This window comes from Rhodopseudomonas pseudopalustris, from assembly GCF_900110435.1.
GTDB classification, from domain to species: domain Bacteria; phylum Pseudomonadota; class Alphaproteobacteria; order Rhizobiales; family Xanthobacteraceae; genus Rhodopseudomonas; species Rhodopseudomonas pseudopalustris.
In genome coordinates, this window is record NZ_FODT01000011.1 from 65,248 (window position 1) to 81,243 (window position 15,996).

Here is a 15,996-nt window from a genome sequence, read left to right on the forward strand (position 1 = left end):
CGGCCGTTGGTAGGCCAGCCGTGCTGACGAAATAGAGCTCCGGTTCTGATAGAATCAGAACCGGAGCTCTAACTTTTTTCTGACGCGTTTTCTTCACGCGAACCGGTTTCCACTTCGCTCGAAAACGCTCTGACTCAGACCCCGTGTCGCCCCCACCCCAACCCTCCCCCGCAAGCGGGAGAGGGGGCGCGCTGCGCTTCGATGAAGCGCAGCGCCTCACATTGAATGAAGCGAATTCCAAGATAAGCCGCGGCCTTGCCGCAAGTCCTACGCGCTCCCTCTCCCGCTTGCGGGAGAGGGTTGGGGTGAGGGCGCGCCGACCGCTGCGCGAGCGTTCAGTTGCCCCTCACACGAACCGCGCAAAGCTCCGCGCGACTTCGCGATAGACGTCGCGGCGGAACGGGACGACGAGGTCGGCGACGCGGTCGAGCTGCTCCCAGCGCCAGGCGTCGAATTCCGGCGGCATGTCGTTGCGCACCGCCAACGGATCGATCTCGGCTTCATCGCCGGTGAAGCGCAGCGCGAACCATTTCTGGCGCTGACCGCAAAACACCCCGAGCCGGTGAGGCGGACCGTCATAAGGCGGGAAATCGTAGGTGACCCAATCGGTCTCGCCGAGAATCTCGGCGTGCCGGACGCCGGTCTCCTCCCACAGCTCACGCATCACCGCGTCCCGCGGCTCCTCGTCGGCGTCGATGCCGCCTTGCGGCATCTGCCATTCGAGACCCGGCAGGATGATCTCGGGGCCGTCGTCGCGGAAGCGGCGGCCAATCAGCACCCGGCCTTCGGCATTGAACAGCGCGATGCCGACATTGCGCCGGTAGGGCAGCGATCGCGCAGGCGGCGTTTCGCTCACGACGCCAGCAGCTTGCGGAAATAGCCGATGGTCTCCTTGAGCCCGTCCGCCAGCGCCACCTTCGGCTCCCAGCCGAGTTCACGCCGCGCCAGCGTGATGTCGGGCTGGCGCTGCTTCGGATCGTCCGACGGCAGCGGCAGATAGACCAGTTTGGATTTCGAGTCGGTCATCGCGATCACCATCTCGGCGAGCTCGCGCATGCTGAACTCGACCGGATTGCCGAGATTGACCGGGCCGATGAATCCGTCGCCGGTCGCCATCAGTCTCGCAAAGCCGTCGAGCAGGTCGGTGACGTAGCAGAACGAGCGGGTCTGGCTACCGTCGCCGTAGATCGTGATGTCGTCGCCGGACAGCGCCTGGACGATGAAATTCGACACCACCCGGCCGTCACGCGGATGCATCCGCGGGCCGTAGGTGTTGAAGATCCGCGCGACCTTGATCTTCACCTTGTGCTGGCGGTGATAATCGAAGAACAGCGTCTCGGCGGCGCGCTTGCCCTCGTCGTAGCAGGCGCGAATGCCGAGCGGATTGACGTGGCCCCAATAGCTCTCCGGCTGCGGATGCACGGTCGGATCGCCATAGACCTCGCTGGTCGAGGCCTGGAAAATCTTCGCGCGGGTGCGCTTGGCGAGCCCCAGCATGTTGATCGCGCCGTGCACGCTGGTCTTCAGCGTCTGCACCGGATCGTGCTGGTAATGCACCGGCGAGGCCGGGCAGGCGAGGTTGTAGATGTCGTCGACCTCGACATAAAGCGGGAAGGTGACGTCGTGGCGCATCACCTCGAAGCGCGGCGTGCCGACGAGGTGCTCGATGTTGCGCCGCCAGCCGGTGAAGTAATTATCGACGCAAAGGACTTCGTGGCCTTCGGCCAACAGTCTGTCGCACAAATGCGAGCCGATGAATCCGGCGCCGCCGCTCACGAGAATTCGCCTTGAAAGTCGCATCGCTCATCCCGGCCAGGAGATCGGTTCTGACGCTGCGTCCCGCCGTGAACCGCTGTGCATTTCGCTCGAAAACGCTATGGGCGCCGATGGTGCGACGGCCGTTTTCCGCCGCATTGAATGGCAAGAAACCCCATGCTAGGCAAGCGCCGAAACCGGCTGCTGCCGGCGCCCCCGGCGCTCGACCGGCCGTGGCGACCCCGGATCGCTCCGATCCGACCGAACCCAGGGCGCCAGCGTGCCTGCGCGCGATCTCACGCAAGAGGCGATCTCACGCGATGACCGCGCCCGTCGACATCTCCAACGCCCGGATCCTCGAAATCGGCGGCGGCTATTTCAAGCTGCAATATCCCGAACGCACCACGTGCCTGTGGACCTGGACCAAGCTCACCAATGATTTCGGCCCGCTCGACGGCTTCTCGACGCCCGACCGGATCTGGCGCGAACTGCGCGCCGCGGGCGAAGGCAAATACGACGTGGTGGTGGTCAACACGCTGCGCTATTCGCCGTGGCATCCGCGCTATTGGGCGCGCGGCATGTTCTACACGCCCAAGAGCCCGTGGGCCTCGTTGACGCGGCAGTTCGGGCCCAGCGTGTTGCGCTGGCTGAACGTTCCGGTGCCGCTGGTCGCGGTCGAGATGGACGATTCATTCGGCATCTCGAAAAGCAGCGTGTTCCTGCTCGACAAGGCCAAGGCGTATTTCAAGCGCGAGCTGCCGGCCGACAAATGGCAGGTGCTGGCCGGCACCATCCATCCGCATCTGCCGACGCTGCGCTATCGCCGGAGCGAAAAATGGCGCCGCCGGATCGACCGGCTGCAGCCGATCTCGCTGCCGCAGTTCCGGTTCGACCAGCGCTGGCGCGACGCGCCGTTTCCGGAGAAGACCCACGACATCTTCTTCTCGGGCGCGGTCGAGGGCAATTCGACGGTGCGCGCCGCCGGCCTGCCCGAGCTCGAACGGCTTCGGGCGATGGGCGTGCGGATCGACCAGCCGACCGAGCGGCTGCCCTACGATGCCTTCATGGAGCGGATGTCGCATTCCTGGCTGGCCTGGTCGCCGGAAGGCATGGGCTGGGACTGCTACCGCCACTACGAGGCGCCGCTCGTGCAGGCGGTGCCGCTGATGAACAACCCGACCATCCTGCGCTACGCGCCGCTGCTGTCAGGCGTCCATGGCGTGTATTACGACATCGAGCCGGGCGGACTCGTGCGCGCCGTCACCGCGGCGCTCGCCGACAAGGACAAGCTCCGCGCGATCGCCGTGGCCGGGCGGGAGCATGTGCTCGCGCATCACACCGTCAAGGCGCATTGCGACCACATCCTGCAGGCGGCGCTGGCGGGCCGATAGAGGACGTTGAGTAGCCGTCATGCTGGCGTTCTTGCGCCCGAAGGATGGCAACAAGCGACGTGCCTCGCCGCATCCTTCGAGGCTCGCTACGCTCACACCTCGAGGATGACGGCCTTCGAGGCTCACTGCGCTCGCACCGGTCGTATCGAGGGCCTCAGACCGCCACCGCGAGCTGCGAGAATTCCTTCACCACCCGCTCATAGACCGGCCGTTTGAACGGCACGATCAGATCGGGGAGATTCTGCATCGGCTCCCAGCGCCAGCCGGTGAATTCCGGCTTGTGGCCGCCGGGCGCGCCGACGTCGATCTCGGAATCTGCGCCGGTGAAGCGCACCGCGAACCATTTCTGGCGCTGGCCGCGGTAGCGGCCTTTCCAGGCTCGGCCGGCGACGGTGCGCGGAATGTCGTAGATCAGCCAGTCGGGAACTTCGCCGATCTTTTCGACCGAGCGGACGTTGGTCTCCTCGTACAGCTCGCGCTTGGCGGCTTCCCAGGTGTCTTCGCCGGGATCAACGCCGCCTTGCGGCATCTGCCAGACGTGGGTGTCGTCGACATGCTCGATGCCGCCAGCGCGACGCCCGATGAAGACGAGACCCTCCCGGTTGATCAGCATCATGCCGACGCATGTTCGATAGGGCAGGTCTTCGTAGCGCGCCATTCCGTCAATGCCTCATCCGTCCGCAGGTCGCGGACTCTCGAGCGTTTTCAGGCGAAACCGTTATCGGATGGCGCGAAAAACGCTTCAAAACACCAATCCACAGGGTCGATTCGAATTCTAGCAGAACCGCCGCCCTAGGTTGATTTTGATTTCAGCATCGCCATTGTCAATGGCACCAGCAGGATGCCGCGGCTCTCCAAGCTCTTGCTCCAGCTAACAATTCGTTCAATCGACACCGGTAGCGCCGAGGCCGTGCCGACCGCGCTCCCGCGCTCCTTGGCGAGCGCCTCGAGCCGGGCCAGCGCCTTGTCGATTTCGGCCGCGGTCGGCACGGCGTCGATCGCGGAATCCGCGCGCGCGAACGGCATCGCCAGCGATTTCGCCAGGCTCGGCGCGACGCTGCGCGGGGCCGAGCCGTCGTCGAGATAGCCGAGCCCACGCTTGGCGGCCTCGCGGATGATCGGCTGCATCGCCGCATCGGTCGCGACGAAGCGTGCGCCCATGAAGTTCGACAGACCGACATAGCCCTGGATCCGGCTGAGGTGCCAGGTCAGGCGGTCGAGGTTCTGCTCCGGCGCGCCGGAGGTGAGCAGGGTCTGCGGACCGGGATCGTTGTCCGGATAGTCAAACGGCTCCATCGGAATCTGCAGCAGCACTTCGTGCTGCTTCGCCCGCGCCTGCTCGACCAGCTTGCCGGGGTCGGACCCATAGGGCGTGAACGCCAGGGTCACCGCGCGCGGCAGCTTGATCACCGCATCATTGGTCCGCGCCGCGCCGACGCCGAGGCCGGTGACGACGATCGCAATGGTCGGCATCTTCTCGGCCTTGGCACGGTCGGCGTCGGTGGTCATCGCATAGGCCGACACCGGCTTCAGCGCGCCGGCCGCGACCGGGATCATGCCGTAGCGCGACTGCTCCAGCAGCTTCGGATTGATGCCATTGGCCATCGCCGGCTCGGCCGGCGGCGCGTCGACCTTGTCGTCGCCGCTGCCGCTCGACACCACCACGTCCTGACGGGTGCCCTTGGAGCCGTCGATGATGGTGATGGTCTTCTGCCCCGGCTGAACCGCGTCCTTGCCGTCCTTCGCCTCGGCGAACTCGGACTTCGCCGCCTTGGCGGCGGAGGACTTGTCTGCGGGCGCGGCGGCTTCCTTCTTTTCGTCGGGGGCAGGCGGTTTGATCATCACTTGGACGGTCGGCTCGCCGCCGAGCGGATCGTTGTTGAACAGCGCGAAGCCGAGGAAGCCGAGCAGGAAGACGCCGAGCAGCGTCGCGATCGCCTGGGTGATGGTGAACGGCAAGCGGAAGCGGCGCAGTCGCCCGCGCTTCTGACCCAGCGGTGTGCTCAGTTCGTCCGCCGACACAGACAACCGTCTCCCGAATCACCTGCCGCGACGATACCACGTCGCGGCGGACGGGCGGCACACCCGGTCCGCAACCGATCGGCCGATCGCATTGATCAGCAAAGGCCAAAAAAAGGGCGGCCCGAAAGCCGCCCTTGGTCGATGGAACCGCGCAGACGCGATTGATCAGTTCGCGGCCTTGTTGGCGGCCGGCTTGTCGATCGCCGCCTTGTCGCCCGTCACCGGCGCAGGCGCCGTGACGGTGGCCTTGATGCCGTGCAACAGATCGGCGGCGGTTTTGAGCGCCTTGTCGTCCTTGGCGTCCGGCGGCACGTAGGACTGCGAGCCGGTCTTCTCGTCGCCGTCGGCGCCTTTCAGATGGCCGCGCAGCGAGGCTTCGCCCTTGGTGTCGGTCCGCGCCTTGAGATCGTCCGGCACGTCCTGCAGCACCTCGATATCCGGGGTGATGCCCCTGGCCTGGATCGATTTGCCGGACGGCGTGTAGTAGCGCGCCGTGGTCAGCCGCAGCGCGCCGTTGCCGGAGCCGAGCGGGATGATGGTCTGCACCGAGCCCTTGCCGAACGACCGGGTGCCGACCAGCGTCGCGCGCTTGTGGTCCTGCAGCGCACCGGCGACGATTTCAGAGGCCGAGGAGGAGCCGCCGTTGATCAGCACGATCACCGGTTTGCCCTTGGTGAGATCGCCGGAATGCGCGGAGCGACGCTGGGTTTCCTCGGCGTTGCGGCCACGTGTCGAGACGATCTCGCCGCGATCGAGGAACGCATCCGACACCGTCACCGCTTCCTCCAGCAGACCGCCGGGGTTGTTGCGCATGTCGAGGATGAAGCCCTTCAGCTTGTCGGCGCCGATCTGGCTGGTGAGATTGGAGATCTCCTTCTTCAAGCCCTCGGTGGTCTGCTCGTTGAAAGTGGTGATCCGGATGTAGCCGATGTCGTCGGACTCGACGCGGGCGCGCACCGAACGAACCCGGATGTTGTCGCGCACCAGCGTGACCTCGATCGGATTGTCCTGGCCCTTGCGGACGATCTTCAGGCGGATCTTGGTGTTGACCGGGCCGCGCATCTTCTCGACCGCCTGGTTCAGGGTCAGACCCTGCACCGCTTCGTCGTCGAGATTGGTGATGATGTCGTTGGCCATGATGCCGGCCTTCGACGCCGGCGTGTCGTCGATCGGCGACACCACCTTGATCAGGCCGTCTTCCATGGTGACTTCGATGCCGAGACCGCCGAACTCGCCGCGGGTCTGCACCTGCATGTCACGGAAGCTCTTGGCGTCCATGTAGCTCGAATGCGGGTCGAGCCCGGTCAGCATGCCGCTGATTGCGGACTCCACCAGTTTGGAGTCGTCGGGCTTCTCGACATAGTCGCTACGCACCCGCTCGAACACGTCGCCGAACAGATTGAGCTGACGATAGGTGTCAGACGTCGCGGCCCGCGCAGTCGAACCCATCAGCACCGACCGCGGCTGGGTGACGAAAAGTGTCAGCGCAGCGCCCGTGACGGCGCTGAGGAGGATTACCGAAGTCTTGCGCATCATCCGCGAACCTTTTCGCCTTCATTTGCGGCCCACCATGGGCCTGGATCGATGGGAGTGCCGTCCTTACGGAACTCGATATAGAGAACGGGCTGACTGGCGTTCGCCGCCAGGATCGATGCGACCTGCGACGTCGATCCCATCGTCGCGACCGGCTCCCCCGTGAGCACAAACTGGCCGATGTTAACCGAAATGCGCTCCATCCCGGCGATCAGGACATGATATCCGCCACCGGCATTGAGGATCAAGAGTTGTCCGTACGAGCGAAACGGTCCAGCATACACAACCCAGCCGTCACACGGGGTTGTGACCTGCGCGCCGGCCCGCGTGGATAGCGAAATCCCGCGTTCCACCCCGCCGACGCCGTCGGCGCGGCCGAATTCGCGGATTCTGCTGCCATTGACCGGAAACGCAAGCATGCCCTTGGCCGAGGCGAAGGCGATCGCCGGGCTGAGCCGGCCGGGATCCTTCAGCGCCGCCAGATTGGGCTGACCATTCAGGGCCACGGGGCTACCCTTCTGGGTTGCGGCGGCGGCGGCCTTGGCGGCGCTCTTGAGGTCCTGCTCCATCTTGGCGATCAGGCCCTGCAGGCTGTCGACCTGGCGCGACAGCGTCAGCGCGCGCGAGCGCTCGGTTTCGATATCCTTCTCGACCGCGCTCTGCTTGCGCTGGCGTTCGTCGATCAGCGCGGCGAGCCGGGTCTGATCGGCGGTCATTGCGGCGCGGTCGTCGGCGAGTTGGTCGCGCTCGGCCGCGATCGTCTTGCGGACCGCGATCAGTTCGCCGAGATCGGTGGCGAGGCGGTCGGCGCGGTCGCGCAGATCGGGCACCACGGCGCCGAGCAGAATCGCGGTGCGCAGCGACTGCAGCGCATCTTCGGGGCGCACCAGCAAGGCTGGCGGAGCGCGGCGGCCGGCGCGCTGCAACGCCGCCAGCACTTCGCCGATTTCGCCGCGGCGTCGTTCGAGCGAGGTACGGATCTGCGTCTCGCGCGCGTCGAGCGGCCCGAGCCGCGCTTCGGTTTCGCTGATCTTGGACTCGACCGCGCGCACCTTGGCGGCGATGTCGATCAGTTGCTGATTGAGTTTGGTGCGGTCTTCCCCGATCGCCGCGAGATCGGCTCGGAGCTTGTCCTGAAGCTCGGAGGCGCGTTTCTGCTGCTGGCGCGCGGCCTCGAGTTCCTGTTCGCGCTGCCTGATCAGATCGGTCGTCGGCGATGGCGCGGCCGCAGGTTGCGCCTGCGTGGCGGTGATGATCGCGCAAGGCAGCAGCATCCCGAGACCGGAAGCCAGCAAACCTGACGGAAGCTGCGCTGCGAACCCACCCGAGACCAGGCTTGCCGACAACAAGGCGACCGACTGCCAGCCGGCGCCCGGGGTGTCGTCCTTCGCAGCCATGGACAAGGGGTGATGCATCTGATCGCTGCAGCGCTCGCTAGGCACGATGATAAGGATGTCCCGCCAAAATCGTTGCGGCCCGGTAGATCTGCTCCAGCAGCATCACTCGGACCATCTGGTGCGGCCACGTCGCGGCGCCAAACGATAGGCACAGCTTTGCCTTGCGCCGCAATTCAGGCAAAAGTCCGTCCGCCCCGCCGATCACGAAAATAGTGCCGGGCACCGATTCATCGCGCCAGCGGCCGAGCTGGGCGGCGAAGGCCGCGCTGTCGACGCTCTTGCCGCGCTCGTCGAGGGTGACCAGCGAGCTGCCCTCGGCAATCAGCGCCGCGATGGCGGCGGCTTCCTCGGCCATCCGGCCGGCGGCGTCGCGGGCGCGGCTTTCGGCGATTTCATGGATGTCGAGGCCGCGAAAGCCGAGCTTGCGGCCGAGATCGTCGAACCGCCCACGGTAGCGCTCGGCGAGTTCGCGCTCGGGGCCTTGCTTGAGTTTGCCGATGGCAATCACGGTCAGCCGCATCGGCCGGGGCCTTTCGCGCTGCGCCGCCTCATTCGCAACGCGCCGCCAGCGGAATGCGCCGCCAGCGAAACGCATTGACGCGCGGCCTCGATCGCGGACAGCGCGCGCAACTGTGTGGCTGCTACAGCGTCTTCGCCGGCTGAGGTCCCTGGGTCCACAACCGCTCGATGTTGTAGAACTCGCGAACCTCCGGCCTGAACACATGCAGCACCACGTCGCCGCAATCCATCAGGACCCAATCGCAATTGGTCAGGCCCTCGACATGGATCTTGGAGATGCCGGCCTCTTTCAGCGCTTTCGAGACGTTCTCCGAGATCGCGCCGACGTGGCGGTTGACCCGCCCGCTGGTGACGACCACGTAGTCGAACATCGCCGATTTGCCGCGGAGATCGATCGCCACTGTTTCTTCCGCCTTCATGTCGTCGAGGCGGGAGAGGATCAGCTGCAGCGTTTCCTCGGCGGTCCCATGCGTCGTGGAGATCGCATCAGGAGGCGTCGCCTCGGCCTTGGCAGATCGCGAGGCCGCGGTCTTCGAGGCAGCGGTCTTCGAGGCAGGGGTCTTCGAGGCAGGGGTCTTCGAGGCAGAGGTCTTCGATGCAGCAGCAGTCTTCGATGCAGCAGCAGTCTTAGAGGCAGCAGTCTTCGAAGCAGCGGTCTTCGACGTGGCAGTCTTCGCTTTGGCGGTCTTCGCCTTGACTGTCTTCGCGGGGACTATCTCCTCCGCGACCGACTTCGGCAAATCCGCCTTGGACAATACAGATGTGGCCAGGGACCATTCCTTTCACTGTATCGCGCGCGCCGAATCCCGGCGCCTGAGAGCCATACTAGCATGATCCCGAAAAGTGGAGACCGGTTTTCGGAAAAGATCATGCCCGAACAAGAAACGAGGGCAGACGGACGATTCGAAGATGCGTCATCCTGCTCCACGGATGTGGGGTCGGCGCTTTCAACATTCCAGACGGCGCGGACGCCTCATTTCTTCCAACTTCCGTCGGGGTTCCGAAGCGACGTCGAGGACAGCGGCGATTTCAGCCCTGTCAGGAATATCCACGACGGCGCGGGACGATCCGCGAGGCTCGCCGCCGCCGTGCTCGGGAGGCGGTAGCGTTTCAGGGTCTGTGCGGCCGGCGCGGCGAGGGCGCGGAAGGTGGCCGGTGGGCGGTCGATCACGGCGATCGGCAGGGAATCCGCGATCCGTCGCCAGCGCTGCCAGCGATGGAACTGAGCCAGATTGTCGGCGCCCATGATCCAGACGAAGTGTGCGCCCGGGCAGTGCTGGAGCAGATAGTCGATGGTGTCGGCGGTGTAACGGGTCCCGATCGCGGCTTCGAGGCAGCTCACCTGGATGCGCGGATCGTCGGCCACTGCCTGCGCGGCGGCGGCGCGGGCATCGAGTTCGCGTAGGCCCGAGACATCCTTGAGCGGATTGCCGGGCGACACCAGCCACCAGATCCGGTCGAGCTTCAGCCGCGTCAGCGCGAAGCGGCTGATCGCGCGATGCGCTTCATGCGGTGGATTGAACGAGCCGCCGAGCAGGCCGATCCGCATCCCGGGGCTGTACGCCGGAATGGCGCGGCGGGCGGCCACGGGATCCGGCGTCAACTCAGGCTCCGCGCGTGCGGGTCGTGGCGTTCACGGCCGGGTCTGTCCGGTGCCGTGAATGCGATATTTGAAGGTGGTGAGTTGCTCGGCGCCGACCGGGCCGCGGGCGTGGAATTTGCCGGTGGCAATGCCGATCTCGGCGCCGAAGCCGAACTCGCCGCCATCGGCGAACTGGGTCGAGGCATTGTGCAGCACGATCGCGGAATCCACTTCGCCGAGAAATTTGGCCGCGGTCTTGGCATCCTCGGCGACGATCGCGTCGGTATGATGCGAGCCGTGCTCATGGATGTGCGTGATTGCATCGTCGACGTCGTCGACCACCTTCGCGGCGATAACCGCGTCGAGATACTCGGTGTCCCAATCCTGATCGGTGGCGGGCTTCACCCGCGCGTCGGCGCGTTGCACGGCGTCGTCGCCGCGCACCTCGCACCCAGCGTCGATCAGCATGCCGACCAGCGGCGCAAGGTGGGTGTCGGCGGCGGCGCGATCGATCAGCAGCGTCTCGGCGGCGCCGCAGACGCCGGTGCGCCGCATCTTGGCGTTGAGCACGATCGACTTCGCCATATCGAGGTCCGCGGTGCGATCGACATAGACGTGATTGATGCCTTCGAGATGCGCGAACACCGGCACCCGGGCCTCGCTTTCGACGCGGGCGACCAGGCTCTTGCCGCCGCGCGGCACGATCACATCGACGGTTCCGTTGAGGCCGCCGAGCAGGAGGCCGACGGCGGCGCGTTCGCGGGTCGGCACCAGCGTGATCGCCGCCTCGGGCAATCCCGCCTCGCGAAGACCCTGCACCAGGCAGGCGTGGATCGCACGGCCGGAGCGGAAGCTCTCGGAGCCGCCGCGCAGGATCACCGCGTTGCCCGATTTCAGGCACAGCACGCCGGCGTCGGCGGTGACGTTGGGGCGGCTCTCGAAGATCACCGCGACAACGCCGAGCGGAACCCGGACGCGCTCGATGGTCATGCCGTTCGGCCGCTGCCAGCTCTCGGTCACGGCGCCGACCGGATCGGCGATGCCGCGCACCACGGCGATGCCTTCCGCCATGGCCTCGACCCGCGCCGGGGTCAGCGTCAGCCGGTCGAGGAAAGCGGAGTTGGCGCCGGAGCCCTTGGCATCGGCGACATCCTCGGCATTGGCGTCGAGAATCGCGGCCGCGCCGGCCCGGATCGCCCGTTCCATCGCCTCCAGCGCCCGGTTCTTCTGCTCCGGCGGCGCCAGCGCCAGCACCCGCGCGGCGGCGCGTGCCCTGCGCCCGAGGTCGGTCATCAGCGCGGCGAGCTCGGCGCTGCCGTCATTGGCTTTGAGGGATGCGGTCATGGGCGGCTGAGCCTAAAAATCCGTGTTGCGTCATGTAAATAGGGGCAAATCGCGGGTCCGCCAAGCCAGTTGCGGACAAACCGGGCGATCACTATCATTTTGCGTGTCCCCAGGAGGCGCAGATGGCCGGCAGCTATAAGCTCGACGAGCACTCCGAGGCCTTTGTCGAAGGTCTTGTCGCAAGCGGCCGCTTCGAGACGGCCGGAGACGTGCTGCGCGAAAGCCTTCGCCTGATGGAGGCCCGGGAAGCGAAGCTGGATGCGCTGCGCGCCGAAATCCAGCAGGGGCTCGATAGCGGGCCGATGGAAGAATTCGATCCGAAGACTTTGATGGAAGACATCAAGCGACGCGGGCGTGAGCGCCTCGCAGCCGATCGCGCCGTTGCCGCCCAAAAGCGTGGCGCATAACCGCCGCATCAGTCCGAAAGCCCGCGTCGACCTCGACGCGATATGGTCGTTCATTGCGGCCGACAGCGAGAAGGCCGCAGATGCGATGATCGAACAGATCACCGCTGCCTTTGCCATGCTGACCGACAACCCCAACGCCGGGCGATTGCGTCCGGAAATCTCCGCGGCTGTGCGAAGTTTCCCGGTCAAGCGCTATCTGATTTTCTATGTGGCTGAGGCGAGCGGCATCAAGATCATTCGCGTGCTCCACGGCAGACAGGATCGGTCCCGCCAGGATCTCGCGCCCTGACCTCAGCCCGGCGCCGTTCCCACCACCAGATCGTCGCGGTGGATCATTTCGGCTCGGCCGCTGATGCCGAGGATCATCATCACGTCGGGCGAGGAGCGGCCCTTGATCCTGTCGGCGTCGTCGGCGTCGTAGGCGACCAGCCCACGGCCGATCTCGTGGGTGTCAGGGCCGCGCACGATCACCGCGTCGCCGCGCGCGAACTGGCCGTCGACCCGGATCACGCCGGCCGGCAGCAGGCTCTTGCCGGCGCGCAATGCCGAGACGGCGCCGGCGTCGATCGTCAGCGTGCCCTTCGGCTCGAGCGATCCGGCGATCCAGCGCTTGCGCGCTGTGACCGGGTTGGCGGGCGTCAGGAACCAGGTGCAGGGGCCGCCTTCGGCGATCGCCTTCAGCGGATGGTCGATTTTGCCGGAGGCGATCAGCATGTGGGTGCCGGCCGAGGTCGCGATCTTGGCAGCCTCGATCTTGGTCCGCATCCCGCCGCGCGACAGCTCCGAGCCCGCGGCGCCGGCCATCGACTCGATCTCCGCAGTGACGGATTCGACTTCGGGGATCAGTTTCGCATCCGGATTGCTGCCGGGCGGCGCGGTGTAGAGGCCGTCGATGTCCGACAGCAGAATCAGCAGATCGGCGCTCGCCATGGTGGCGACCCGCGCCGCGAGACGGTCGTTGTCGCCATAGCGGATTTCGTTGGTGGCGACGGTGTCGTTCTCGTTGATCACCGGCACCGCGCGCCATTCCAGCAGCTTGGCGATGGTCGAGCGGGCGTTGAGGTAGCGCCGCCGCTCCTCGGTGTCCTGCAGTGTCACCAGGATCTGTCCGGCGCCGATGCCATGACTGCCGAGTACTTCCGACCAGGTCCGGGCCAGCGCGATCTGGCCGACAGCCGCGGCCGCCTGGCTTTCCTCGAGCTTCAGTGCGCCGCGCGGCAGCTTGAGCCGGCTGCGACCCAGCGCGATCGAGCCGGACGAGACGATCATTACGTCGCGGCCGCCGCGATGCAGTTCGGCGATGTCGGCGGCGAGCGCGGCGAGCCAGTCCGCCCGCACCTCGCCGGCGCCGGAATCGATCAGCAGCGAGGAGCCGACCTTGACGACGAGACGGCGGAAATCATGAAGCTTCGGGCGGGCCATCGGACCGGTCTGGGTTACGCGCGCTGTCGCGCCGACATCAACGGGAACGACGTCGTTTTGCAGCACGGCACCCGCCGGCGCAAGCCGCGCCGCGGTCCTCCTTTCCGGTGAATCGGCCAAATCAGGCCGGTGACCGCAATCCGCGACGCCCGTCTTTTCCGGCCGTGGGCTGCTCGACGGGGTGACACTCAGAATCAGAAGCGCGCCGCGGCCGTCCATACCCCGCACCGAGAGGCACGGTGAGTGGTCCCGTGCATCCACGACGCGCTCGGGGCCGCCGATGCCGGAACCTTGCGGTGAGGCTGGAATTCATATCCGAGCATGTTCCCGTTTCAGCCGAATGAGTAACTCCCATTCTAGCGCCAACCGACATCCAGCTTCTGCTCGCTCGCACCGAGCTGTTCGCCGCCAGGGCGTTCGACTACGCGCCGGCTGCGGATGCTGCCGCAACGGTCGATGATCGTCTTTGGCTTGAGTTTCGGCGGTCCGGTCTGGCGATGGCCGCGTTTCCGGAAGCCCTGCGCGGGTCGGGGCTGAGCGAGCCCGAACACCAAGGCGAATTATGCACCGTGCTGCGGTTGCTCGGCGCTGCCGACCTCTCGATCGCGAGGCTGATCGAAGGTCACATCAACGCGATTGCTTTGGTCTGCCGTTACGGCACGAAGGCGCAGCAGGCTTCGCTTGCTTCAGACGTCGGCGATGGCGCACTGGCCGCAGTCTGGGGCGCTGACGACGCGGCCGGGCTGAAGATTGTGACCGATGGCAGTCGCGCCGAGCTCGTCGGCCGCAAGATCCTCGCCTCCGGAGCCGGCTTCGTGACACGACCGATCGTCACCGCCAAGGCTGGCGAAGATCAGCTGATGTGTTTGCTGCGGCTTGCGCCGGACCATCCGGTGGATCTCAGTGGCTGGACCGCGCAGGGCATGCGATCAACCGCGACCGGTGCGGTTGATCTGACGGGCATCCCCATCGGCAGCGACGAGATCGTCGGCTCGGCCGGCGACTTCATGCGTCAGCCGTGGTTTTCGGGCGGCGCCTGGCGGTTCTGCGCCGCGCATCTCGGTGCAACCGAGCGGCTGGTCGAGCTGTTCCGCGATCATTTGATCTCGCGGGGGCGTGCGGAGGACCCCTATCAGTTGCAGCGCGTCGCCGGTTGCGTCGCCGCAGCCCGCACCGCGCGCTTCTGGGTCGAAGAGGCCGCGCGCCGGTTCGGCGGCGGGCATTGCAATCCTGACGCGACCGTGGCTTTCGCCAACATGACGCGGATGGTCACCGAACGATCCGCGCTCGACGTGATGGAGACGGTGCAGCGAGGCGCCGGTCTGCTCGCATTCAATCGGCCAGATCCAATCGAGCGGATCTGTCGCGACCTGTCGACCTATTTGCGACAACCGGTGCCGGACCTTGCGATGAGCAACGCCGCGCGCGCGTGGCTGAACTCATCGGCGCCGGCGGGAGAGTTTTGATTGAACGCATCAGAGTATCTCGACGGAGTTCGCCATCTGCCGCTGGGTTCGCTGCGCGACCTCACCGGCGGCGCGCCGTGGGTGCTGCTGTCGCCGCATCCTGATGACGAGTCGCTCGGCGCCGGTGGATTGATAGCAGCCGCTTGCGACGCGGGCGAGCGCGTCGACGTCGTCCTGATCACCGATGGCGGCGCCTCACATCCGCAGTCGCAGCAGTATCCCCGGCAACGAATGATCGAATTGCGCCGGACCGAACTGGAAGACGCCACGTCGATTCTCGGTCTGCCGCGTGACCAGTTACATCATCTCGGCCTGCCTGACACCCAGGCGCCGACCGAGGGTCCGCCGTTCGAGGCCGCCGTGGATGCAATTGCCGCGATCTGCGCGCACGCGGGCGCGAAATCGCTGTTCGTGACTTGGGACGGCGATCCGCATTGCGATCACGAGGCCTCTGCGCGCATTGCCGAGGCGGTGTGCCGGCGTAACCCTGGCATCGCCTTGTGGGCGTTTCCGATCTGGGGCTGGCATCTCGATCCGTCGTTGCCGCTGGACCGGCCGCCGCCCCGAGGATTTCGCCTCGACATCTCGGCGCAGCGCGCCCGCAAACGCGCCGCGATCAACGCCCATGTTTCGCAGATGACCGGTCTGATCGACGACGATCCGAACGGCTTTCGCTTCACCGATGACCGGCTGGCGCCGTTCCTCGGCCAATTCGAGCACTATCTGAAAGTGCCCCCCCATGAGCCGAAGAACCGAGACGATCCCGGCGGATTACTTCGAGGATAAGTACCGCTCGGATATCGATCCGTGGCGTTTCCGCAGCAGTGACTACGAGCGCGAAAAATACCGATCGACGATTGGCGCGCTCGGCCGGCAGCGATTCGACGAAGCGCTGGAAGTCGGCTGCTCGATCGGCGTGCTGAGCGCGCAGCTTGCGCGGCACTGCGTCGCGCTGACGGCGATCGACGCGTCTTCGACGGCGATCGCCGCAGCCCGCGCCGCGGCTCCCGCCAATGTGAGTTTCGCGGTCGCCACGCTGCCGCAGGATTTCCCGCCCGGCTGTTTCGACCTGATCGTGCTATCCGAGGTCTTGTATTACTTCTCGCAGGCCGACTTGCTGCGCGTGGCGCAGCGTTGCGTCGAAGCGCTGCGGCCGGA

General features: G+C 66.2%; 17 protein-coding genes and 1 pseudogene. 7 read left to right on the top strand and 11 right to left on the bottom strand.

All coding sequences use genetic code 11. The features are described from left to right. Window positions 1-346: 346 nt before the first annotated feature. Together BMY71_RS19320 and BMY71_RS19325 are read right to left on the bottom strand one after the other, a co-directional pair. A complete protein-coding gene (locus tag BMY71_RS19320; protein ID WP_011500986.1) occupies window positions 347-856 on the bottom strand; it encodes an RNA pyrophosphohydrolase in 510 nt (169 codons plus the stop codon). Further along, window positions 853-1,800, bottom strand: coding sequence for a UDP-glucuronic acid decarboxylase family protein (locus BMY71_RS19325; RefSeq protein ID WP_011500987.1), 948 nt, complete (start codon window positions 1,798-1,800; stop codon window positions 853-855). The genes BMY71_RS19320 and BMY71_RS19325 overlap by 4 nt, the downstream gene beginning before the upstream one ends. Window positions 1,801-2,075: 275 nt before the next feature. Between BMY71_RS19325 and BMY71_RS19330 the strand changes: the two genes are divergently transcribed. Then, window positions 2,076-3,146, top strand: a complete 1,071-nt coding sequence (locus BMY71_RS19330) for a glycosyltransferase (protein WP_092685809.1) — start codon at window positions 2,076-2,078, stop codon at window positions 3,144-3,146. A 154-nt stretch (window positions 3,147-3,300) separates the two neighbouring features. On the opposite strand, the gene BMY71_RS19335 is transcribed toward BMY71_RS19330, so the two are convergent. From BMY71_RS19335 to rsfS, 6 genes are all read right to left on the bottom strand, one after another. Continuing rightward, window positions 3,301-3,804 carry an RNA pyrophosphohydrolase gene (locus BMY71_RS19335; protein WP_011500989.1) on the bottom strand — a complete coding sequence of 168 codons (504 nt, stop codon included), beginning with the start codon at window positions 3,802-3,804 and terminating at the stop codon, window positions 3,301-3,303. A gap of 134 nt (window positions 3,805-3,938) precedes the next feature. Next, window positions 3,939-5,168, bottom strand: coding sequence for a divergent polysaccharide deacetylase family protein (locus BMY71_RS19340; protein WP_041805106.1), 1,230 nt, complete (start codon window positions 5,166-5,168; stop codon window positions 3,939-3,941). Between the two features lie 165 nt (window positions 5,169-5,333). Then, window positions 5,334-6,704 carry a S41 family peptidase gene (locus BMY71_RS19345; RefSeq protein WP_092685810.1) on the bottom strand — a complete coding sequence of 457 codons (1,371 nt, stop codon included), beginning with the start codon at window positions 6,702-6,704 and terminating at the stop codon, window positions 5,334-5,336. Beyond that, window positions 6,701-8,116 (bottom strand): murein hydrolase activator EnvC family protein, encoded by a 1,416-nt coding sequence (locus BMY71_RS19350; RefSeq protein ID WP_011500992.1) that lies wholly within the window; start codon window positions 8,114-8,116, stop codon window positions 6,701-6,703. The genes BMY71_RS19345 and BMY71_RS19350 overlap by 4 nt, the downstream gene beginning before the upstream one ends. A gap of 19 nt (window positions 8,117-8,135) precedes the next feature. Continuing rightward, window positions 8,136-8,618, bottom strand: a complete 483-nt coding sequence (gene rlmH / locus BMY71_RS19355) for a 23S rRNA (pseudouridine(1915)-N(3))-methyltransferase RlmH (RefSeq protein WP_041805603.1) — start codon at window positions 8,616-8,618, stop codon at window positions 8,136-8,138. A gap of 121 nt (window positions 8,619-8,739) precedes the next feature. Continuing rightward, window positions 8,740-9,099, bottom strand: a complete 360-nt coding sequence (gene rsfS / locus BMY71_RS24515) for a ribosome silencing factor (protein ID WP_139202688.1) — start codon at window positions 9,097-9,099, stop codon at window positions 8,740-8,742. Between rsfS and BMY71_RS25005 the strand changes: the two genes are divergently transcribed. Beyond that, entirely contained in the window at window positions 9,092-9,451 is a 360-nt protein-coding gene (locus BMY71_RS25005; RefSeq protein WP_175557723.1) for a hypothetical protein, read from the top strand. The two genes, rsfS and BMY71_RS25005, sit on opposite strands and share 8 nt — an antisense overlap. A gap of 139 nt (window positions 9,452-9,590) precedes the next feature. Here the strand turns inward: BMY71_RS25005 and BMY71_RS19365 are convergent, their stop codons facing one another. Both BMY71_RS19365 and BMY71_RS19370 read right to left on the bottom strand, forming a co-directional pair. Then, the gene (locus BMY71_RS19365; protein ID WP_011500995.1) at window positions 9,591-10,220 is read right to left on the bottom strand and encodes a nicotinate-nucleotide adenylyltransferase; all 630 of its coding nucleotides are present in this window, start codon (window positions 10,218-10,220) and stop codon (window positions 9,591-9,593) included. Window positions 10,221-10,250: 30 nt separating this feature from the next. Continuing rightward, a complete protein-coding gene (locus BMY71_RS19370; RefSeq protein ID WP_011500996.1) occupies window positions 10,251-11,543 on the bottom strand; it encodes a glutamate-5-semialdehyde dehydrogenase in 1,293 nt (430 codons plus the stop codon). A gap of 122 nt (window positions 11,544-11,665) precedes the next feature. Here BMY71_RS19370 and BMY71_RS19375 point away from each other — a divergent pair, with 122 nt between their 5' ends. Both BMY71_RS19375 and BMY71_RS19380 read left to right on the top strand, forming a co-directional pair. After that, window positions 11,666-11,950, top strand: coding sequence for a type II toxin-antitoxin system ParD family antitoxin (locus BMY71_RS19375; RefSeq protein WP_011500997.1), 285 nt, complete (start codon window positions 11,666-11,668; stop codon window positions 11,948-11,950). Then, window positions 11,940-12,239 (top strand): type II toxin-antitoxin system RelE/ParE family toxin, encoded by a 300-nt coding sequence (locus tag BMY71_RS19380; protein WP_011500998.1) that lies wholly within the window; start codon window positions 11,940-11,942, stop codon window positions 12,237-12,239. Before BMY71_RS19375 ends, BMY71_RS19380 begins: the two co-directional genes overlap by 11 nt. A gap of 2 nt (window positions 12,240-12,241) precedes the next feature. On the opposite strand, the gene proB is transcribed toward BMY71_RS19380, so the two are convergent. After that, window positions 12,242-13,372: a glutamate 5-kinase gene (gene proB / locus BMY71_RS19385; protein ID WP_011500999.1), complete on the bottom strand. Its 1,131-nt coding sequence runs from the start codon at window positions 13,370-13,372 to the stop codon at window positions 12,242-12,244. Window positions 13,373-13,770: 398 nt separating this feature from the next. On the opposite strand from proB, the gene BMY71_RS19390 reads away from it, so the two are divergent. From BMY71_RS19390 to BMY71_RS19400, 3 genes and pseudogenes are all read left to right on the top strand, one after another. Beyond that, window positions 13,771-14,838: an acyl-CoA dehydrogenase family protein gene (locus tag BMY71_RS19390; RefSeq protein WP_244526117.1), complete on the top strand. Its 1,068-nt coding sequence runs from the start codon at window positions 13,771-13,773 to the stop codon at window positions 14,836-14,838. Further along, a complete protein-coding gene (locus BMY71_RS19395; protein ID WP_092685812.1) occupies window positions 14,839-15,624 on the top strand; it encodes a PIG-L deacetylase family protein in 786 nt (261 codons plus the stop codon). Next, window positions 15,578-15,991 (top strand): annotated as a pseudogene (locus BMY71_RS19400) (class I SAM-dependent methyltransferase); the annotation flags it as partial. The gene BMY71_RS19395 and the pseudogene BMY71_RS19400, both read left to right, overlap by 47 nt. Window positions 15,992-15,996: the final 5 nt, after the last annotated feature.

What these genes read in the sequence shown, in the direction of transcription:
- BMY71_RS19330 (WP_092685809.1), top strand. Translation starts at nt 2,076, where the DNA reads ATGACCGCGCCCGTCGACATCTCCAACGCCCGGATCCTCGAAATCGGC.
- BMY71_RS19375 (WP_011500997.1), top strand. Translation starts at nt 11,666, where the DNA reads ATGGCCGGCAGCTATAAGCTCGACGAGCACTCCGAGGCCTTTGTCGAA.
- rlmH (WP_041805603.1), bottom strand. Translation starts at nt 8,618, where the DNA reads ATGCGGCTGACCGTGATTGCCATCGGCAAACTCAAGCAAGGCCCCGAG.
- BMY71_RS19350 (WP_011500992.1), bottom strand. Translation starts at nt 8,116, where the DNA reads ATGCATCACCCCTTGTCCATGGCTGCGAAGGACGACACCCCGGGCGCC.
- proB (WP_011500999.1), bottom strand. Translation starts at nt 13,372, where the DNA reads ATGGCCCGCCCGAAGCTTCATGATTTCCGCCGTCTCGTCGTCAAGGTC.
- BMY71_RS19345 (WP_092685810.1), bottom strand. Translation starts at nt 6,704, where the DNA reads ATGATGCGCAAGACTTCGGTAATCCTCCTCAGCGCCGTCACGGGCGCT.
- BMY71_RS19325 (WP_011500987.1), bottom strand. Translation starts at nt 1,800, where the DNA reads ATGCGACTTTCAAGGCGAATTCTCGTGAGCGGCGGCGCCGGATTCATC.
- BMY71_RS19335 (WP_011500989.1), bottom strand. Translation starts at nt 3,804, where the DNA reads ATGGCGCGCTACGAAGACCTGCCCTATCGAACATGCGTCGGCATGATG.
- BMY71_RS19370 (WP_011500996.1), bottom strand. Translation starts at nt 11,543, where the DNA reads ATGACCGCATCCCTCAAAGCCAATGACGGCAGCGCCGAGCTCGCCGCG.